The organism is Candidatus Shapirobacteria bacterium (genome assembly GCA_041659325.1).
In the GTDB taxonomy this organism is placed as follows: domain Bacteria; phylum Patescibacteriota; class Microgenomatia; order UBA12405; family UBA12405; genus JBAZYN01.
In genome coordinates, this window is record JBAZYN010000001.1 from 105,048 (window position 1) to 126,595 (window position 21,548).

A 21,548-nucleotide genomic window follows, 5' to 3' on the forward strand; every position below is an offset into this window, starting at 1 on the left:
TACTTAATACTTCACGCCAAATACTATATACTGGTTTATATGCCCAAACGCGGTCGCCGGCGAAAAGGGGGAATTGTTCCCTCTCTCCACCTAAAACCATCAACCATCCAGTCGATTTTTTTCATATTCTTTTCCGTCCTGTGTATTCTGTCGGTTTTCTCGTTTTTGCGAACAGGAACAATCCTGACCAAATATAACGAAAATTTATCTCAATATTTTGGTTTTGGCTCAGTTGCTGTTCCTTTTCTGTTACTTTTGATTTCTTTCCTGTTTGCCAAAATAAAAACCCCCCTTAAAGAACTAAATGTTTTTCTTGGTTTTGTAATCATGTATATTTCGGTTATCAGTCTTTTTGGGCAGGGGCTGATCGGTAAGTTTTTTCTTCTCCAAATCCAAACCCTTTTTGGTTTTGTTCCCGCATATCTAATTTTTTCCTTTTTACTCATTGCCGGCTTTGTCGTTCTCTTCGATACCAGTGTTGTCCAGATAATTAAGTTTGTAATCATGATATTAGCCGGATTGAAAAAATACACTTTTGGAAATGTCTCCAAGTCAAAAGAAAAAAGAAGCAAGGAGTCAAAAGAAACCTTGTATATCCAATCGGATTCTCATCCGGCCAAGGAAGCCAAAGATAATACCGACAACAATGTGGTAAATGTTCCCCCGATTTTTAAAACCGCTCCCGTAATGCCGGTTCTGACATCCCCCAAAACTGCCACTTCATCCGGAAACCCCATATGGGAAAAACCCCCTATATCAATTTTTGACGGTACCCCCGGCGCAAAAGCCGATAGGGGAGACGTCAGAAAGAACGCCGATACCATCGAAAAAACTCTGGACTCTTTTGGTATTTCAGCCCGAGTTGCCGAGGTCAACGACAGCCCCTCGGTTACTCAGTACGCCCTCGAGGTCGCAATGGGCACTAAACTAGCAAAAATTGTTAATCTCTCAAACGACTTAGCTATGGCTCTGGCCGCTCCGGGTGGGCAAATCCGCGTTGAAGCTCCGATTCCCGGCCGATCTCTGGTTGGTATCGAAGTTCCCAATCGGTCTTTGGAGGTGGTTCCCATCCGTCGGATTTTGGAATCCGACATTATGAAACAGTCAAAAAGCAAAATTACTGTTCCGCTTGGTTTGGACGTTGCCGGTAGGCCAAAAATTGCCGACATTTCAAAAATGCCCCATGTTCTGATAGCCGGGCAAACCGGATCGGGAAAATCAGTCTGTGTCAACTCCTGGATATGCTCGCTGCTTTTTAGGGCCTCTCCCGATGAAGTACGGTTGATTATGGTTGATCCAAAAAGGGTCGAGCTTACCCCCTACAATGGTATCCCTCACTTGATATCACCGGTTATTGTCGAGCCGGAAAAGGTAATATCGGCCCTAAAATGGGCCGTCTCCGAAATGGAGCGAAGGTATAAGCTTTTTACCGAAGTAGGAGCCAAAAACATTGAAGGCTACAACAATCTCTCCGGACTTCAGCTGATTCCCTATATCATTATCCTTATTGATGAATTGGCTGAAATTATGATGTTTTCTCCCACAGAAGTCGAAGAAAATGTTTGTCGCTTGGCGCAAATGGCCAGGGCCGTCGGCATTCATCTGGTTTTGGCCACCCAAAGACCTTCAGTTAATGTTATTACCGGGCTTATAAAGGCAAACATTCCGACCAGAATGGCCTTTGCGGTTTCCTCTATGATGGATTCAAGGGTAATTCTCGACACTCCGGGGGCAGAAAAATTACTGGGTAGGGGGGATATGCTTTATATTCCGCCCGAGCTGGCAAAGCCGGTTAGAATTCAGGGGTGTTTTGTTTCCGACAAAGAAATAAATGGCCTGATTAATTTTTGGAAATCTCAAAAAACAGCCGACTACAACAGCGATGTCACTAGTCAACCGGTAAACAATCCGAATTCTTCAAGTAAAAATCTTGTTTCTGTCGGAGGGGAGGAGCGGGACACCGTCTTTGATGAGGCTATCAAAGTAATCACGGAGTCCGGAATCGCTTCATCCTCATTTCTCCAAAGGCGCCTGAAACTCGGATACGCCCGAGCCGCTCGTGTCTTAGACCAACTGCAGATAGCCGGAATTGTGGGGCCGGGAAAAGGTGCCAAACCCAGAGATATCTTAATTCCCCACGCAACACCGGTTGATGGAAATGAATAACCGACACTATTATGTATCGTGCCTCAATCATCTTAAAAAACGCCAGATCAGATAAAGGTCTTAGCTTAGATGAAGTTTCAAAAAAATTAAAAATTCCCCAAAGATATCTTGAGTCAATCGAAAACGAGAATATACTTTGTTTTCCTCAGGAACCATATTGCTCGCTGATTATTAAAGATTATGCTGATTATTTAGGTCTAAACGGCCAACAAATTGTAGGTTTATTCCGCCGCGATTTCGCTCAAAAAAGAAAAACAAAAACTACTAACAAAAGTTTCATCAGTTTTACCCCCCAATTTACTTTTACCGTAATTATCTCCTTTCTTGTTATGTTGTTTTCTTTCTATCTTGTTTATGAGTATATAAAGTTCAACCGTCCCCCCAAATTAATAGTTGACTGGCCGGCCAAAAATATGGTTACCAAAGATGTCGTCGAGATTAGGGGTTCCACCGATCCCGAATCCACCGTCAGGGTCAATCAGGACCTGGTCATTGTTGACCCGGAGGGGAATTTTACAAAAAAAATCAATCTCCAGTCTGAAGAGACCAAAATTACCGTAGAATCAAAATCACCCAGCGGCAAAACTACTCAGGACGAAAGGACGGTCCGGGTAGTTAAGTGAAATCTTTCGCAAATTAGTTTATACTGAAACCATGGATGTAACACAAATCATTATCATTGTCAGCATTATTTCTGTCTCTGTCGTCATTATTGTTTGTGGAGTCTGGGTCGCCCTGATCCTCAAAGAGCTAAAAAGTACCGTAATAAAAACCAATAGCATTCTGGACGACACAAAACTTATAACCTCATCGGTGGCGCAGCCGGTCAGTACGATCTCCGAATTTCTCTCCGGTTTCAAAAGCGGCATAAATTTACTAAATTCTTTTTTCAAAAAGAAGGAGAAAGCACTAAAAAATGACCAGGCATGAACCTTGTCAGTGTTGCCAAGGAGATGAGTGTGGCTCAAGCGGATTCCTATTTGGTCTGATAGTCGGATTGATAATCGGCGCTGTTATTGCCATCCTCATTTACCGCCACAACAAAAGCGAGGTGGTGGAAGTATTAAAAAGAAAAATTAATAAGTTTATCTCTCGTATAGAAAGTAACAAGGATACCGAAACTTATTCACAAAAAAAAGTTCACCCGAAAACTACAAAATCTCACCCAAAAACCTTTCTGGTTAAATAATCCAGTTTTGTTATAATTCCCTCATGAACGCGCAGGATCTAAAGAATAAATTTGTCGCTTTTTTTGTCGACAAAAATCACAAAGAGATCCCGTCTTCCAGGCTAGTGCCCGAAAACGACCCCACCACCCTGTTTGTTTCTGCCGGTATTCAGCCTCTTGTCCCCTATTTTTTAGGGAAAGAGCATCCCAGTGGCAGTCGCTTGGTTAATGTCCAAAAATGTGTCCGCACTGGTGACATTGAAGAAGTTGGTGATCCTATTCATCACACTTTTTTTGAAATGTTAGGCAATTGGTCTTTAGGAGACTATTTTAAAGATGAAATGATTCCTTGGAGCTTTGTATTTCTTACGAAAGATTTGAATATTTCTATTAACAATCTGGCTGTTAGTTGCTTTCTTGGTGACAGTGATGCCCCTAAAGATGAAGAAACGGCCAAACTTTGGACAGAACAGGGGGTTCCCCCATCAAGAATTGCTTTTCTCCCAAAATCCAACAACTGGTGGGGCCCTCCGGGTGTCACTGGTCCTTGTGGCACTGATACGGAGATGTTTTATTGGACAGGTAGCGACCCTGCTCCTGATATTTTTAACCCAGAAGACAGTCGATGGGTCGAAATTTGGAATGATGTTTTAATCCAATATTTTAAAAATGATCAGGGCAAATACGAAAAATTAATTCAAAATAATATTGACACCGGCATGGGGGTCGAAAGAACCATAGCGATATTAAATGGATTTGCCGATAACTATCAAACAGATATCTGGCAGCCGATAATCAAAAAAATAGAAGAACTAACAAAGCTCCAATACGGTGATAAAACTGATGACTTTTATATGAAAGATAACAAACAGTGTTGGGTTGATGTTCGAAAGTCAATGCGGATTATCGCCGATCATATCCGCTCGGCTGTATTCATCATGGCTGATGGGGTAGAACCATCCAACAAGGAAAGTGGGTATGTTCTTCGACGTCTAATCCGCCGGGCTATTCGTCAAGGTAAGCTCCTGGGTATAGAAAATAACTTTATCGTTGAAATTGCCAAGTCCGTTTTCGACAATCAAAATAACTTTGCCGGCATTTATCCGGAACTTGATTTAAACAAGGATAAAATTTTGCAGGATCTTGAAATCGAAGAGACAAAATTTAGGAAAACGCTCAATAATGGCCTGAGAGAATTAAACAAAATTATCGACCAGAAAAAGCAAATTAGTAGTCAGCAAGCTTTCACCCTATACGAAAGTTTTGGCTTCCCTGTTGAAATGATAAACGAAGAATTATCAAAATATAACCAACAAATAAATATCAACGACTTTCAGAAGCTAAAACAAGCCCACCAGGACAAATCACGCACCCTGTCTGCCGGAAAATTTAAAAGCGGTTTGGCCGACAATTCTAACGTCATTACTCAGTATCACACTGCCACCCACATGCTCCATGCGGCCCTGAGGCTTGTTTTGGGTGACCATGTCCAACAATCTGGTTCCAACATTACCTCAGAGCGTCTGCGCTTTGATTTTACTCATCCGGAAAAATTAAACGAACAACAACTCCTGCATATCTCTGATATTGTTAATCAAAAGATAAACGAATCCCTCCCTGTAACCTGTCAGATAATGCTGTTTTCCGAAGCTCAAAAAATAGGATCATTAGCATTTTTTGGCACCAAGTATCCGGAAAAAGTCTCCGTCTATACCGTTGGCGACTATACCAACTATTTTTCAAGAGAAGTCTGTACCGGCCCCCACGTCAAAAATACTTCCGAACTCGGGATATTTGAGATTATCAAGGAAGAGTCATCGGGATCAGGCAAGAGAAGGATATATGCTGTCCTAAAAATATAGTATCCTTAACCAATGGAAAATCGTTTTTGGCTTATTCTTATCGGTAATTCAACCGCCTGTGCGTCCTTAATTTCCGATGAAAACGGTAAATTCGATGTAGTTTCAATTGGACCAAAGATGAAGTGGAGTCTCGAGGATGATACCTCCATAATTCCCGCCGTCGATCAGTCGCTTTCAATAGCTAGCCAGTCAATAAACTTGCCGGAAGATTCAGAGCCTGGGAACGTCTCTTTTATTATCCCCTCAGATTGGGTGGGTCCCGACGACAAAATATTTCCGGATTACAAGAAGTTATTGTCAGATCTCATCAAAAATCTCAAGTTAAAACCGATGGGGTATATCGCTCACAGCGAAGCCATTATTGAATATCCGACATATAAAGACAATAGTTTTATTCTTCTCCACCTATACGAAGGAGGTTTTTACTGTTCTCTAGTTTATTTTGGAAAAATTAAAAATAGGATTGAAAAAACATACTCTGAAGATTTTCGGCCTGAATTTCTCGAAGCTGTCTTGACAGAAGCAAAAATAGACTCAACTCTGCCACCTCAAATCGTAGTTTTTGGAGAGGTAAACGATCTAATAGAAGAGGCATTAAAAAACTACCCATGGCTCGGTAAAAAAAATATTGAAACATTTCTCCACTCACCGTCAATTCAGGTGCTAAAAGAAAATGAAACGATAAATATTTTCGCCAGATTCATCGTCAGCCAACTCCACTCAAAACTTCCTGATACTGAAAATGAGATAAGTGAACAGAACATTACCGAAACTATCGAAGTCCCTCCAAAGGAAACAGAAGAAGTTGGACCCGAAGATTTGGGCTTTAGCGGCTCTTCAAAAATTATTTCAACACCTGTGGTCGAAAAATTACTTTCCCAGATAGAAGAAACTATTCCATCCCCGTCTTTCCCGGTCATTCGTCCGAAACCAAAATTAAAAATATCATTCCCTCAAATCCATTTCAAATTTAACCGCCTCCTATATATTCTTGCTTTGTCCCCCCTGCTCATTCTTATTCCGGTTATCTTCTCGCGTACCGATGTTGACCTCTTCGTAACTCCATATGTTTTTTCCTTAAAAACTGATGCCGTTCTTGATTCGTCAGTAGACCAGGTAAATCCACAAAAACATATTATTCCCGTAACCAAAAAAACAATCCCCGTCACTACATCTTTGAGCACCAAAACAACCGGTCAAAAAACAATTGGGGAAAAAGCCAAGGGGGAAATTACTGTTTACAATAAATCTGACAAAATCCAAAACATTCCCAAAGGGACCGTGCTGATCGACAAATCCGGTTTGAAATTTGACATTACAAATGCAGTCAGTATCAGCCCCGGCGTTTCTGATCTCGAAAAAGGAGTAATAAATCTTGGGAAGACCAATATTATTGCCACCGCCCAAGATATCGGTCCAGAATATAATATTTCCAAAGGGGCAACCCTTTCGTTCAAGGACACCCCGGAAAGTATTTTAGTCTCAAAGGTAAACGAATCGTTTGCCGGCGGTAGCAAACGTACCATCAACGCCGTCAGTTCAGAAGACAAAAAAACCATCGAAAAAAAAGTTCAGGAAAAAATTGCCCTCTCGGTTGAAGAAAAAATAAACACTGATCTCAGCGGAAATAACAACATCATCAAGGATTCCATTCAAAGTAAAACTAGCCGAATCGAATACAATCGTGAGGTCGGAGAAGAGGCAGAGGAGTTAAAAGCCGATATTAGTGCCACGGTTTCCTTTTTTGTCTTATCAGAAACCGTAAAAAACGAAACAACCTCCTCATTCCTTTCCTCAGACGAAAACTTTTCCAAAGCAGTCTTCGACCCGAAATTATTTAAACTAAACTTCAAAGTTGCAAAAAATGAAACAGACCGATCCACGGGAGTTGCTGAAATCGACGGCAAAGCTCTGCCGATAATCGACCAGGCCGATTTGCGCAATAGTATCAGGGGGAAAAGCAAAGCGGAAGCCGAAAAGATAATAATAGAAAAAATTCCCCGGGCATATAAAATTCATATTAATCACCGCCCGCCGTATATAACATTTTTTAATCTCTTGCCTTTCCGCCAGGAAAATATTAATGTCAAAGTAAACACCGAGTCGTTATGACATATTTGTATATTAAAAAACTTCCATCCCAAAAAAGAACGAAAAAACTGTCAAGACCAAAAAGGAAGTTTTTTGCCATCACTCTTTTTATTTTTGGGATATTTCTTTTTGCTTCTGCCATCCTGCCTATTATCCAATTCCAACTCGAGTATTCCACCAAGTTTAACCAAATTCTAAATCCTCTTTCAACCAAATATTACAACCAATCGGGTAATATTCTTGGCAGCGCGACCGATTTCACCCAATTAGATAACTGGTTTGCCCCAGACTATCAGGGAATCCAAACGACAGTTACCTCGCCGGTTTCACCGGGTAATAGTGTGACCTATTCTATTTCAATCCCAAAATTGAAAATCGACAGAGCCTCAGTTGCTCTTGGTAGTATGGACCTCAAAAAAACCCTTGTCCAATACCCCCAGACTGCTCTCCCTGGACAGCTTGGGAATTCGGTTATTTTCGGCCATTCTGTCCTCCCGCAATTTTTTAATCCAAAGTCTTATATTACAATCTTCTCCACCTTGTTTCGGTTAAAACAGGGAGATGAAATCTATGTTAACTACGACGATATCCAATATAAATATCTGGTTGAGGAAATGTTTGAGGTCCAACCCACAGATCTATCGGTGCTCGAGCAGCGGTTTGACGGAAAGTACCTAACTCTGATTACCTGTAGTCCTCCTGGCACTTATCTTCGGAGGTTAATTATAAAATCCAGGATTGTAGATATTTAATATTTTTTGAAACATGAACATACTAGGAATTGATTACGGTCTAAAAAGAATTGGTTTAGCCATTTCGATTAGCGGTATTATTTCCCCGCTTGCAGTAATTCAAAACGACACAAAGACGCTAATCCAAATTAAAAAAATTATCAACCAAAATCGGGTTGAAAAAATATATATTGGTATCTCTGAGGGTAATTTCGCTGTCAAAACTCACCAGTTTGTTAAATACCTCAAGACCATGATAAACTTACCAATAGAGACGGTTGAAGAAGCAGTTTCGACAATCGAAGCAGACGCAATCTATTTAGCAAATAAGAACAAAAAAAGCGACTACAAAAAAAGCATTGATTCCGTCGCTGCGGCCGTTATCTTAAGAAGAGTTATTGATTAAAGTTATATGATAAAAAATTTAATATCCCCAATCCAGGCATGGTTAATCTCTCAAGGTCGTTGTGTCGGATGTGGTACTCCCTTAAAAAACGGCAAAAGAAAGGATGTTCGGGGCAAGACTACTGTCACCTGCAAGTGTGGTCGAATCTTTATCCACGATACTCCAAGCAATAAATATCGGAGAGCTCTTTTTGAAGAGGTATAGGCCATTACTTAATGAAGAAACTCGTTTTCGTCATAACCGCAATAGTCCTCGCAACCACAGCTACCGCCTCGGGATGGTTTTTTGCAAGCATTAAGCCATATTCACCGTCAGATAGCAAACAAATTAGTTTCGTCATCAACAGAGGAGACGGGTTGGTATCAATCGGTCGTCGGCTTAAGACTCTAAAGATTATCAAAGACAATTACTCCTTTACTCTTTTGGCCTATATTCTGGGGCTTGATAAAAAATTACAAGCCGGAGATTTTCTTGTCTCACCCTCCTTATCCGTCGGAGAGATTATTAAAAAACTCTCGACGGCAGGCACCCACGACTACTGGCTTCAAATAATCGGCGGTATGAGAAACGAGGAAATAGCCGAAAAATTACCCGATAATTTACCTTTTCGCCCAGATGAGTTTTTAAGCTACTCGGCTGATAAACAAGGACATCTTTTCCCCGACAGTTATCTTATTCCTGAAGCCTACTCCCCCGAACAGATCGTCAAACTTATTAGAAAAAATTTTGACACTAATATGATAAAAGCCAAACAGGATGCTACGAGCACCGATATCTCCGAAGAAGATGCCATTATTCTTGCTTCCCTTATTGAAAGAGAAGGCCGATCTCTGGAATCAAAAACATTCATCGCCGGGATTTTATTAAACCGATTGGAAGCCAATATCCCGCTTCAAGTTGATGCCTCAGTTCAATACGCCAGAGATACCAAAAAAATCCCTCAAAAATACTGGGAACCGCTCGCAAAAAGGGACCTCCAAATTATTTCTCCATTCAATACCTACCTAAACAGTGGTCTCCCTCCATCCCCCATATGTAATCCGGGATTTGACTCAATTTTTGCAGTTTTTCATCCCACCCCATCTGATTATCTTTTTTATATCACCGGCAACGACAATAAAATGCATTACGCCAAAACTCTCGACGAACACAACCAAAATATCCGAAACTATCTAAATTAACCAATCCTAGCCTTTAGTATTTATTAGCTTATTCAATACGTCCCACCTTCTTTTTTTCTCCGCTTGCGGAATATCATTAGGGTAAAGATCCGCCGACACCGTCCCTTTCCGGGGGGAATACTTATTAATATACGCTATCTCAAAACCTACCTTCTCACATACACTTTTAGTATTTTCAAAAGCCCTCTCGCTTTCTCCCGGGAAACCCACGATTATATCCGTACTAAACCGAACATCCGCCACCTTCTCCCTTATCTTTGAAACCAATTTCAAATACTCATCGGCCGTATAACCCCGGTTCATTTTTGTCAAAATTTCGTCATCTCCCGACTGCAAAGGTAAGTGAAGCAACCTGTCAATATTTTTATTCTTTGCTATTACCTCAATCAGCTTGTCATCAAAATCCCATGGGTTACTACTAATAAATGAAATCTTGTCGAGCGGTTTCTGTGCAATTTCCGACAATAATTTTGGAAACAAAGTCTTTAATCTGTTTTTCCCCATCGAAACAAATTTATCTGAATCAATCAGGTCTGTTCCGTATGAATTTACATTTTGACCTATCAGCACAATTTCCCTAAAACCGTTTGTGATTGATTTATCAACTTCTTCTAAAATTTCCTGAAAATCTCTGGAAATTTCTTTTCCCCGGGAAGTCGGGACAATACAATACGAACAATAATTATTACATCCTGAACTTATGGGGATCAAAGCTGCCCGATTCTTATCTCTCAGCGGCTCTATTTTGTAGCTGATCTTATCAATTGGTAGAAAACCGGAAACCGCCGGGAAGCGTTTTTGTAAACTCAAAAGGCCCCTACCGTTTTTCTGCCGAACGGACTTCCCGACCAGACAACCGGTCACACATATTTGAATTTTTTTGTCGTACTTTTTGTTCCACTTATTTACCAGATTAATCAGCCCATAGGCCCTATTTTCCGCTGATTCTCGGATAATACATGTGTTTATAAGAACTAAATCGGCCTCTTTCCAATCACTTGCAAGTCTATATCCCTTTTCCCAATAAAAAGCCAAAATCCTCTCCGAGTCCGCACTATTTTGGATACACCCGAAAGTTTTGATAAAAAGGCGTGGATTTATCGGTCGTTTCACCAAAAGATTGTATCACATCCTACGGTACAATTTAGCCCCTCCAATCGTGGCTGCCATCGCCAGTCCGATACCCAAAACCGTAGGAAATGTGGTCCCCGAGGCCGGTAAAGTAGCCGCCCCCCCACTTTCGACTGAATTCCAGTCTACCCCATCGGTTCCCATGGACAGGCTAAAACTAATTGTTGACCCTCCGCTAGCGATTGTCACCTCATGACCTCCGACGGTTAATGGTTCTGTCGGTGTAAATGACCAATTACCGGAGGAGTCAGCATTAATCTGCATAGCATTGCCGTCAATCGTCACCACCACTTCAGCTCCGGGAGTAGCCTCACCCTTGAAAGCCGGTTGTGAACCCGTGTACCACCATTTCGTAATTTGCCTACCCCCCGTTTCCGAATTTCCAATCGATTTAAGATTAAAACCTGATGCAAATGCGTCACTTCTTCCCACAAACACAAAAACCAACAAAATAACAATATACCCAAACACCTGTTTCATAACCTAATACTAGTAGGACACTTTATAAACTTCAAGCATTAATCTGTAAAGACGTGGCGCGCTTTGTCTCTACGCGAAATTTGACAACATACCGCAAAGAATGAGATATTATTTGCATGGATTCAAATAATTCCAATCCCAGTCCACAAAACTCCGACGACACAAGCACCAAATATCAGAATATCCTGGACCAGTATTCCAAACAAATCACCCAAGTACCCGACCTGGATCCAGATTCCGATGATCAAGCAGTTGTAAATCCGGACAGCCTCCTCGGAGCTTCTCCGATAGAGTCTGTTTCGACACCACCTGCAGCTCTACCCACCGTACCTCATGTTTTGGCAACTCCAGTCCCCCCTCCGCCTTTAGACAAACAAGCTTCCCCACTGTCTTCAGATCCTGCTTCCGATAGTCCGCCAACCGCCCCCAACTCGCCGGAAAACATCCCTCCGATTACTCCCGCAAAAGAATCAAATTTTTTTAAAATCCTTTTTTTTGTTTCCCTATTAATATTTTTAGCCGTTACTTCGGCCTTGGCAATTAGTTTTATCAATAGCCCCAAAACCGCTACCGATTCTACAAACCCTAGCGTCCCCGCAGACGTCGGACCTACTAGCACTCCCGGGGTTGAATCCTTCTGCTATCTCAACGACAACAAGTACAAATTAAACGAATCTTTCCCTTCTGCCGATGGCTGCAACACTTGCTCTTGCGGTTTAGACGGGACAATTTCCTGTACCGAAAAAGCCTGTAATGAATAACTTCAAACTACTCATTGACCGCATATCTGTTTGAAGCTATAATACAAAACATTTGGCGAACAGGGTGAAGTATCGCCGATTTTTTATAATATTTTAAAAAACGCGATGGGTTCCGCAAAAAGAATAAATTGGGGTAAAAATTATCCTAACCTTCCGAAGCTTGATTTAATACAAATTCAAAAAGAATCATGGGGCAACTTTCTTGAAAAAGAGCTCAAAGAAACCATCAAATCCATTTCACCAATCACCGACTACACGGGAAACAACTGGAAGCTTGATTTGGGTGATCTGACATTTGATCCTATTACTGTTTCTCCTGAAGTTACCAAGAAAAAAGGTCTCAACTATACCGTCCCCGTTAGGATCAAAGCCACTTTAACCAATAAGAGAACCGGCGACATACGAGAAGAAGACGTTTTCTTTTTAAATCTCCCCACCATGACCCAGGAGGGGACATTTATTATTAACGGTATAGAGCGGGGTGTTATCAACCAATTAGTTCGCTCACCCGGGATCTATTTTACCGGAGAAAACGACGCAGCCACCGGAAAAATACTTTACAATGCAGAAATTCGCCCGGTTCGGGGTTCATGGTTGGAATTTTTTATCGGCAAAAAAGATGTAATTTTTGCCAGGATTGATAGAAAAAAGAAATTTCCCGCCACAATAATTTTAAGAGCCGCCTGCAGCATGTCAGATAAGCAGCTTGTAAGTGAATTTTCCGACTATATCAACCACACAATTCAGGCTGATCCCTCAAAGAATTCCGAAGAAGCAATTCTTGAATTCTATCGTAAATTACGTCCGGGAGAGCCGGTGGTTCTGGAAAACGCCGAGAAATTTTTTCAGGAAAGATTTTTTGACATAAAGACCTATGAACTTGGAAATGTCGGCCGCTATAAAATTAATAAGAAATTCAGGTTTAACTTTGATGACTTAAACAAAGATAACTGGGTTTTACGGAAAGAAGACCTTATCGCCACCATTAAGTATCTTATTCAGCTCCAAAAGGGTGAAGTTACCAGGCTAGACGATATTGACAGTTTAGCAAATCGTCGCCTAAGAAGATGCGGTGAAATAATTTCCCAAGTAGCTATTCGCCCGGCTCTGGCCAGATTTGAAAGAATGGTTAAGGAAAGAATGAGTTTAATTCCCACCAAAGATAAGCCGGTTCCTTCTCAGATGATCAATCCTCAACCCCTTATTTCGTCACTTAATACATTTTTTAGATCAAATCAATTATCGGCAATTCTTGATCAGACTAACCCTCTGGCGGAATTGGATCTCCTAAGAAGGGTAACTGTTGTGGGCGTCGGCGGATTAACCAGAGAGCGTGCTGCCTTCTCTATCCGTGATGTTCACAGTTCTCAATACGGTCGGATCTGTGCCGTTCGTTCCCCGGAAGGCCCGAATATCGGATTAGTTTCCTATTTGGCTTTATATGCCAAAGTCAACAAGTACGGCTTTATTGAAGCTCCGTTCCGAAAAGTAGAAAAAGACAAAAAGGGCTACAAAATTTCTGATTTACCCACCTATCTTGATGCTGATGATGAATACAATACTCATATAACCCATCTTGGAGTCAAAATTACCGATCAAGGTTATATTGGGCAGGATTGGGCCCCGATTAGATATCAGGGTGAATTTATCGAGGGCCCCGCAGATTCGATCGAATACATTGATCTCGTCCCCAATGAAATTGTCGGATCTTCCGCCTCATTAATCCCTTTCGTCGATCACGACGATGCCACCAGGGCACTAATGGGTTCGCACATGCAGACCCAGGCAGTTCCTCTAATCTCAACCGACTCCCCCTATGTCGGTACCGGGATGGAATCAATCATCGCCACCTCAATGGGAAGAACAGTATTAGCCAACCATTCGGGTATAGTTACTTTTGTTGATGGTTCAAAAGTTATCGTTTCGCTTGACAAAAAAGCCGACCAGAATGAAAATAATGATCATAGCGAAATTAGTCGTGATGGAAAGACTGAAACGTACCATGTAGGTAAGTTTGAAAGAACTTCACCGTATGGTACTTGTTACAATCAGCACGTTGTCGTGGACATCGGAGACAAGATTAAAAAAGGTGATTTAGTTATCGACGGTCCCTCAACCAAAAACGGAGAATTATCTATCGGCAAGAACTTATTAGTTGCTTATGCCTCAATCGATGGTCTTGGCTACGAGGATTCTTTACTCATATCAGACCGGCTAGTGAAAGAAGATATCCTCACCAATGTTCAAATATATGAGTACAAAGCAGATGTTGTCGAAACAAAACTCGGATCAGAGGAGCTCACAAAAGATATCCCAAATGTTTCTGAAGTTGAGCTCTCAAAACTGACTGACGATGGAATTGTAATGATTGGCGCCACAGTTGGTCCAAACGATATTCTGGTCGGAAAAGTTGAGCCGAGAGGAGAAAAAGAACTTTCAGCCGAAGAGAGATTATTACGCGCGATTTTCGGTGAAAAGGCCCGAGAAGTGAAAGACACCTCCCTTCGTGTCCCAAACGGTGAAGGCGGAGTGGTCATAAAGGTAGATATCTTGGACAAAATAAACGGTGATGAACTGGACCCGGGCGTAAATAAGGTGGTAAAGGTATATGTCGCTCAAATAAGAAGAATTCAGGAGGGAGACAAAATTGCCGGAAGACATGGAAACAAAGGAGTAATTTCTCGTATTCTTCCCGAATATGATATGCCCAGGCTCGCCGACGGTACTCCCATTGATTTGGTTATGTCACCTCTGTCCGTTATCGCCCGTATGAACTTGGGACAGATTCTCGAAACCACTTTAGCTCATGCCGGATTTAAACTCAACCGTAAATACGATGTTCCGGTTTTCGAAAAATACTCTGAAGATCAAATCGGTAAAGAATTAAGTCAAGCTGGATTAGCCTCAAATGGCAAAATCCAACTTTATGATGGCCGTACCGGCTTAGAATACGATCAACAAAGTGTCGTGGGGATAGGATACATTCTCAAGTTGGTTCACATGGTAGACGACAAAGTTCATTCCCGATCAACCGGTCCTTACTCTCTTGTCACCCAACAACCTCTCGGCGGTAAAGCCAGAATGGGTGGTCAACGACTTGGGGAGATGGAAGTTTGGGCTTTGGAAGCCCACCAAGCTGCCCATACCCTCCAGGAAATGCTTACCATTAAGTCCGACGACATAGAAGGGCGTACCCACGCCTTCCAGTCCATCATCAAAGGAATGCCGATTCCCGAACCGGCCATTCCGGAATCTTTTAAGGTATTAACAAAAGAACTTTCCGGTCTCGGTCTGGACATTTCTCCAGTAGGGCTAAAAGAGCCAGCAATCATCGAAGAGGAAATACCCGCTATTTCACCGAAGCAATCCAAACTACTCGAGGCAAAAGAAGCAAAAAATGAACTGTTAGAAGACGAAAAGGAGGAAAACTAAAATGTTTAAATTCAGAAGTATGATTGACTTTACCGGTTTACAAATTAAGTTAGCCTCACCTGCCGACATTCTGTCCTGGTCAAACGGTGAAGTAACCAAGCCGGAAACCATTAATTATCGAAGTTGGCGTCCCGAAAAAGACGGCCTATTTTGCGAAAAAATATTTGGCCCGAGCCACGATTTCGAATGCTATTGTGGAAAATACAAAAAAATCAGGTTCAAAGGGGTAATTTGCGACAAGTGTGGCGTCGAAGTCACCACCTCAAAAGTCAGGCGTGAACGGATGGGTCATATCTCTCTGGCGGCTCCGGTTGCTCATTTGTGGTATCTTCGAAACACCCCCTCTCCAATCGGCGTAATTCTCGATATTCCCCAAAAAGATCTTGAATCAGTGGTATATTTTACAAAATTTTTAATCACATCAATTAATCCGGATAAAAGAAAAGAAGCCGTCGAGAATCTTGAAGAAAACTCTAAAAAAAGGAAAGAACAAATCAATATTGACTCAAAAAAAGCCACCGAGCTAAAGACCGAACAAAATATCAAAGAAAAGCAGGAACTGGCAAAAAAAATCAAAAACAAAGATCAGCTCTTAATCGCCCAGGAAGAACGAGACGTCAGGCTTAAACAAGATCTTCAAAAAATCGAAAATAAAGCCCAAACAGAAAAAAACAGAATTGATGGTCTGATGAAATTTCTGGAAGACAAAATCCATTCTCTCCAGGTTCTTTCGACTCTGTCGGATGAAGAAAGCTTTTACCTCTCTCAGTTTAAATCAGACATTTTTTACGAGGCCAAAATGGGGGCAGAAGCTGTTCTGGAAGTCTTAAGCCAGATCGATTTGAAAGCAACGGTAAAAAATTTAAAGAAAGAATTAGGTAAAACTACCAGTAAAGTCAAAAAGAAAAAGATCATGCACAAAATCAGGATAATCAACGGTATGATCGACAATAATATCTCTCCATCTTGGATGATAATGACTCAGGTTCCCGTTATTCCGCCGGACCTAAGACCGATGGTTCAGTTAACCGGTGGTAGATTTGCTACCTCAGATTTAAATGATTTATACCGTCGTCTGATAAACAGAAATAACCGGCTCAAAAAATTACTCAAACTTGGTGCGCCGGAAATAATCTTGCGCAATGAAAAGAGAATGCTTCAGGAATCGGTCGATACCCTCATCGACGCCCAAAAAAGCAGTAAAAACAAAAGAAAAAGCACAAAGAGGACTCCACGTTCGCTATCCGACTTATTGCGTGGCAAAAAAGGCCGTTTCCGAAGGAATTTGCTGGGGAAAAGAGTCGATTATTCCGGGCGTTCAGTTATTGTTGTCGGCCCGGAGCTAAAATTAAACGAAGTTGGTCTGCCAAAGGAAATCGCCCTGGAAATGTATCGCCCTTTTGTTCTTCGGGAACTAATGATGACCGGTTTAGCCCCAAATATTAAAAGTGCTAAAAATCTGATAGACCACCGTATCAATGAGGTGTATGATATCCTCGAAAAAGTTACCAAGGGAAGCTATGTTTTGTTAAATCGGGCTCCCACTCTCCATAAACTTTCGATTCAGTCGTTTAGGCCGGTACTTGTCGATGGATTAGCCATAAGGCTACACCCGTGTGTCTGTAAGGCCTTTAATGCCGATTTTGACGGAGATCAAATGGGTGTTCATCTCCCGCTATCTGCTGCTTCCCAGAAAGAGGCGCGGGTATTAATGTTGCCTTCAAGAAACCTGTTAAAACCATCAGACGGTAGTCCCGTATCAGTCCCAACCCAGGAGATGGCGGTTGGTTGTTATTATATAACTTCAGTCCGATCCGAAGATCTGGCAAAACTAGATCGGCAAGATTATGATGGTTTGTCAATTTTGGCAGACGAAAAAGAAGTTTCCTTAGCTTATGAGTCCGGAAAAATCGGTCTCAGAGAATTAATTGCCGTAAGAATCAAGGGTAAATTAATCAGAACTACCTATGGAAGAATCTGGTTCAACAAGATCCTTCCAAAAGAGTTTAGTTTTGTAAATGAAGCAATGGCCGGAAGCAAAGCCGTGAATGACTTAATCGTCAAATCATTGGAAATTGCCGGAAGAATGAGAACTGTAAAGCTAATTGATAGCCTGAAAGATATCGGTTTCAAAGGCTTCACCCTCTCGGGGATCTCCCTCTCCATGGCCGATTGCGGCTACTTACCTGAAAAGGGGGATATTATTTCATCTGCCAACAAACAGGTTTCAGAGATCGAAGATAACTATAAAATGGGTCTTATCAGTAACGAAGAGAAAAAACGGCTCAGTCAAAATGTCTGGATGGAAATTACCGAAGAAATTGCCGAAAAAACATGGGCAACCCTAGATGTTGATTCACCAATCAGAATTGTTTCCGCTGCCGGTATAAAACGTGCTTCCAAGGATCAAATCAAACAGCTGTCGGGTATGAGAGGCTTAATGGTCGATCCTACCGGACGTATCGTTCAATTACCAACCAAATCAAACTTTCGTGAGGGGCTTTCTGTATTTGAGTATGTCACCGGTGCCAGGGGTACTCGTAAAGGTTTGGCTGATACGGCATTAAAAACCGCCGATGCCGGTTACCTAACCAGGAGACTTGTTGATGCTGCCCACGTTGCCATTATCCGTACCGACGATTGCGGTACGGCTAAATTTATTACCATCGAGAGAAACGACAAGGGTAGAGAAAGGTATTTTGGTCGTCGTATTTTGGGTAGAGTTTTAGCCAATGATGTCCTTGATCCAAATGCCAACAAAGTTATCGCCTCGAAAGGGGAGATTGTCAACAACGAGTTGGTTGCCGCAATCGATAAATGTGAAGTTAAATCGATTGACATTCGATCTGCGCTCGAATGCTCAGCCAAAAACGGACTCTGTCAGCAATGTTACGGTTGGGATCTTTCCACCAGGAAACTTGTCGAAGTTGGAGTTCCCGTTGGAGTTATCGCTGCCCAGTCGATTGGTGAGCCTGGTACTCAGCTCACTCTTCGTACCAAACACACCGGAGGAGTTGTCGGAGTCGACGTTACCCAAGGATTGCCCCGTATCCAGGAACTTTTTGAAGTTAGGACACCAAAATTACCCTCACCCTTGGCCGAAATTAGTGGCAAAATAAAAATAAAAGAAAACCTGGATGGATATGAAATGAAATTAACCGGAAAAGACAAAAACAATGTTACCAAGACAATCAACTACGTATTGCCCATAAATGTTACTCTTTTGGTTTCAGACGGTGATCTGGTTGCCCAGGGAGCTCAACTATCATCCGGATCCCTAGATGTTCGGGAAATTATGGATATCAAGGGCATAGAGGCCGCTCAAAGATATCTGATAAACAGCATTCAATCGGTTTACGAATCTCAAGGAATCACAATCCATGATAAGCACATGGAGGTAATCGTCAGAGAGATGAGTGACAAGCTAAAAATAGAAGATCCGGGAGATACCAATTTCATGTATGGTCAGGTTGTAACCAGACCTGCTTATACTATTGCCAACGATAAAGCAAAAAGTGCCAACGGAAAATCGTCAAAGGGTAAAAAGGTCCTGTTGGGGCTAATTCAGTCTGCCCTGTCAACCGGTTCTTGGTTATCGGCTTCTTCTTTTCAGCAAACAACCAACGTTCTTACCGAAGCTTCCCTTCTTGCTGAGGTTGATTGCTTGATTGGTCTAAAGGAAAATGTTATTATCGGACGTCTGATACCAGTCAGTAAACATCAATTAACAAATACATGCCCACCTCAAACCAATTAATCAGGAAAGGAAGGAAAACTCCGACCAAGAAAGTTAAAGCCGGTGCTCTTCGTAATAACTTTAACAGCATAAAGAATAGAAGCGTAAATACATTTAACCCCTTCAAGAAGGGGGTGGTGACAGTCGTCAAAACAATGACACCAAAAAAACCACATTCTGCATTGAGAAAGGTAGCCAGAGTTAAGCTCAGCAACCACAGTAGCGTTACCGCCTATATTCCCGGCATTGGACACAACCTTGCCGAACACGGTATAGTTAGCATCCGAGGCGGCAGAGTCAGGGATTTACCTGGTATCCGATATCATATCGTTCGCGGAAAATTTGATGCTGGTTCTGTCGTTGGCAGACTTCAATCCCGCAGTAAATATGGCGCAAAACGTCCATCGAAAGCTTCCGCCTAATTTATAACTTTAAAAAATTTATAAACTTTCAAACTTTATAACATAAATTATGTCCAGAAAAGGTCAAAGTAAAATAAGAGACATCGTCCCCGACACAAAATATGCCAGTGTTATTGTGGGTAAGCTTATTAATGCTGCCATGAAAGACGGCAAAAAATCAGTCGCCGAAAAACAGGTTTTTAATGCATTGGCGCTTGTCCAAAAAGAAACCGCCACGGCCGATGTTACCACCACCTTTGAACAGGCTCTCGACAATATCAAGCCAAAAGTTGAAGTTCGTCCTCGACGCATCGGTGGCGCTGTGTATCAGGTTCCTACTCCGGTCCGCGGTAACCGCCAGTATTCTCTTGCCCTACGCTGGTTGATAACTGCCTCTCGCGCAAAAGCCAATAAGCAGTATCACACTTTTGCCGAAAAACTTTCGTCAGAAATCCTGCTTGCCCTGAAGAACGAGGGGGTAGCTGTTTCCAAAAGAGTTGAGATAGAAAGAATGGCCGAGGCCAACAAAGCCTTTGCCCACTTACGCTGGTAACCGAAATCGTCTATACTGAAACTAGGATGTCTATTTTTTCTAAAGGTAAAGTTGTTGTCTGGCCAAAATCTCAGAGTCTAGAAATTTACCACGATAAAAAAGAAAACAACACTCTCAGTTTTGATATAAATCTTTGGACCCCCCAAAACGATACCGACCTTCAGCCATTTTCCCTATACGTTCAGCAAAATGGCATTGAATCATGTGTCGTCTTAGTCCCCGACGACGTCGTCTATACCAGGTCATTCATATACGACACCCAAATTTCGCAAATCGATAAAAAAGAAGTCATCGGCTTGGCGGAGGGTTTTATTAAGTTCAAAATAGACCCGTCTTCACTGGAATACAAGCTAGTTCCGGATACCAACAAGACTGTCATTCAAACTACTATATATGATAAATCAAAAGTTGATATTCTCATCTCAAATCTTGAAAAAACAGGCATAAAATCATGTTCTGTCAAAACCATATCGTCCTCAATTTCAAACGCCATCTCGACTTTTTTTGACAAAGAATATTTTATTTTATATCCGCTAAACAACTCAGAATACACCCTGATTTTATCAAAGGCCGGTTCAGTTTATTTAACTTCTAATTTAAAAGGCTCATCTCTTGACATCCAAAAAATTATTAATTATTCGAATCTATATTTTTCTGGTCCGACCACCAAGATATATCTGCCTCAAAACAAAGAAATTGAAATATCCAGTACTACAGAACTCGAGAAAACCCAGTACAACGAAAGTCAGATATCTCAAAATCTTGGAAAGCCTTCAAATTTCCCACTTCCCGTATTGGGAGTAATGATTTCCCAAAGCGAAACAAAGCCTGCTATAATTACCCAGGTAAAAGATATTAGTTCAGGAAAAAACAAAATGGAAAACAAAAAAAACGTCCTCCCAATCATAGCCGTTTTCGTTGTTACTGCCGCCGCCGCCGCAATAATAATTTATTTTATACTTAATCGAAACATCTCGCCTCAGGAAACCGTCGTAGCCGAAGTTACTCCGACTCTCACCCAAAGTGAAATGATTCCGACCGAGACACCCATCCCCACTGTGGCAGAAATTAGTAAAAAATTAAAACTGCAGGTCCTCAACGCCACTTCTATTAGTGGTCAGGCAGCCACCGTCAAGGAGATGTTAACCAAACTAGGTTTTACTGACGTAACTGTTGGCAATAGCAAAGAAACTCTTTCCGGGAACGAAGTCAGAATAAAAACCTCTTTGGAAGGCGTAAAAGAATATTTTGGCCAGAATCTTTCCGGTAAATTCGATGCCGAATATTCATCGGAGCTCAAAGACAGCTCAAATTATGACGTAATTTTTGTTATCGGTGTAGATCTCAGCACCAGCACTGCCTCTGGAGAAACAAGCCCAACACCCACCGAAAAAGTCAGTGTTACGCCCACCACAAAAGCGTCCGTAACTATCACTCCAACTCCTTAAA

General features: G+C 41.7%; 18 protein-coding genes. 16 read left to right on the forward strand and 2 right to left on the reverse strand.

Translation table 11 applies throughout. The features are described from left to right. The first annotated feature begins 39 nt into the window (after positions 1-39). Genes WC841_00540 through mltG form a run of 10 tightly spaced genes read left to right on the forward strand, consistent with a single transcriptional unit; the run spans position 40 to position 9,605 of the window. Positions 40-2,166 carry a DNA translocase FtsK gene (locus WC841_00540; GenBank protein ID MFA5827837.1) on the forward strand — a complete coding sequence of 709 codons (2,127 nt, stop codon included), beginning with the start codon at positions 40-42 and terminating at the stop codon, positions 2,164-2,166. Between the two features lie 11 nt (positions 2,167-2,177). Next, a complete protein-coding gene (locus WC841_00545) occupies positions 2,178-2,789 on the forward strand; it encodes a helix-turn-helix domain-containing protein (GenBank protein ID MFA5827838.1) in 612 nt (203 codons plus the stop codon). 31 nt (positions 2,790-2,820) lie between these two features. Continuing rightward, complete coding sequence (locus tag WC841_00550; protein MFA5827839.1) at positions 2,821-3,096, forward strand: hypothetical protein; 276 nt, start codon at positions 2,821-2,823, stop codon at positions 3,094-3,096. Continuing rightward, complete coding sequence (locus WC841_00555; GenBank protein MFA5827840.1) at positions 3,083-3,355, forward strand: YtxH domain-containing protein; 273 nt, start codon at positions 3,083-3,085, stop codon at positions 3,353-3,355. Before WC841_00550 ends, WC841_00555 begins: the two co-directional genes overlap by 14 nt. A gap of 23 nt (positions 3,356-3,378) precedes the next feature. Further along, on the forward strand, positions 3,379-5,196 hold the full coding sequence (locus WC841_00560) for an alanine--tRNA ligase (GenBank protein ID MFA5827841.1): 1,818 nt from the start codon (positions 3,379-3,381) through the stop codon (positions 5,194-5,196). A gap of 12 nt (positions 5,197-5,208) precedes the next feature. Continuing rightward, positions 5,209-7,308: a hypothetical protein gene (locus WC841_00565; protein ID MFA5827842.1), complete on the forward strand. Its 2,100-nt coding sequence runs from the start codon at positions 5,209-5,211 to the stop codon at positions 7,306-7,308. After that, a complete protein-coding gene (locus tag WC841_00570; protein MFA5827843.1) occupies positions 7,305-8,039 on the forward strand; it encodes a sortase in 735 nt (244 codons plus the stop codon). Before WC841_00565 ends, WC841_00570 begins: the two co-directional genes overlap by 4 nt. A 13-nt stretch (positions 8,040-8,052) precedes the next feature. Continuing rightward, complete coding sequence (gene ruvX / locus WC841_00575; protein ID MFA5827844.1) at positions 8,053-8,424, forward strand: Holliday junction resolvase RuvX; 372 nt, start codon at positions 8,053-8,055, stop codon at positions 8,422-8,424. A 6-nt stretch (positions 8,425-8,430) separates the two neighbouring features. After that, positions 8,431-8,628 (forward strand): hypothetical protein, encoded by a 198-nt coding sequence (locus WC841_00580; GenBank protein MFA5827845.1) that lies wholly within the window; start codon positions 8,431-8,433, stop codon positions 8,626-8,628. Positions 8,629-8,639: 11 nt separating this feature from the next. Beyond that, positions 8,640-9,605, forward strand: coding sequence for an endolytic transglycosylase MltG (gene mltG / locus WC841_00585; GenBank protein MFA5827846.1), 966 nt, complete (start codon positions 8,640-8,642; stop codon positions 9,603-9,605). Positions 9,606-9,611: 6 nt separating this feature from the next. Here mltG and WC841_00590 read toward each other — a convergent pair whose 3' ends face one another. Next, positions 9,612-10,718, reverse strand: coding sequence for a MiaB/RimO family radical SAM methylthiotransferase (locus tag WC841_00590; GenBank protein MFA5827847.1), 1,107 nt, complete (start codon positions 10,716-10,718; stop codon positions 9,612-9,614). Positions 10,719-10,730: 12 nt separating this feature from the next. After that, on the reverse strand, positions 10,731-11,216 hold the full coding sequence (locus tag WC841_00595) for an Ig-like domain-containing protein (GenBank protein ID MFA5827848.1): 486 nt from the start codon (positions 11,214-11,216) through the stop codon (positions 10,731-10,733). Positions 11,217-11,332: 116 nt separating this feature from the next. On the opposite strand from WC841_00595, the gene WC841_00600 reads away from it, so the two are divergent. The 6 genes from WC841_00600 (at position 11,333) to WC841_00625 (ending at position 21,547) form a co-directional block, all read left to right on the forward strand. Continuing rightward, positions 11,333-11,977, forward strand: coding sequence for a hypothetical protein (locus WC841_00600; GenBank protein ID MFA5827849.1), 645 nt, complete (start codon positions 11,333-11,335; stop codon positions 11,975-11,977). A gap of 105 nt (positions 11,978-12,082) precedes the next feature. Continuing rightward, on the forward strand, positions 12,083-15,409 hold the full coding sequence (locus tag WC841_00605; GenBank protein ID MFA5827850.1) for a DNA-directed RNA polymerase subunit beta: 3,327 nt from the start codon (positions 12,083-12,085) through the stop codon (positions 15,407-15,409). 19 nt (positions 15,410-15,428) lie between these two features. After that, the gene (gene rpoC, locus WC841_00610) at positions 15,429-19,166 is read left to right on the forward strand and encodes a DNA-directed RNA polymerase subunit beta' (GenBank protein MFA5827851.1); all 3,738 of its coding nucleotides are present in this window, start codon (positions 15,429-15,431) and stop codon (positions 19,164-19,166) included. Continuing rightward, entirely contained in the window at positions 19,145-19,567 is a 423-nt protein-coding gene (gene rpsL / locus WC841_00615; GenBank protein ID MFA5827852.1) for a 30S ribosomal protein S12, read from the forward strand. The genes rpoC and rpsL overlap by 22 nt, the downstream gene beginning before the upstream one ends. A 49-nt stretch (positions 19,568-19,616) precedes the next feature. After that, positions 19,617-20,099, forward strand: coding sequence for a 30S ribosomal protein S7 (gene rpsG, locus WC841_00620; protein MFA5827853.1), 483 nt, complete (start codon positions 19,617-19,619; stop codon positions 20,097-20,099). Positions 20,100-20,125: 26 nt separating this feature from the next. Further along, on the forward strand, positions 20,126-21,547 hold the full coding sequence (locus tag WC841_00625) for a LytR C-terminal domain-containing protein (protein ID MFA5827854.1): 1,422 nt from the start codon (positions 20,126-20,128) through the stop codon (positions 21,545-21,547). Position 21,548: the final 1 nt, after the last annotated feature.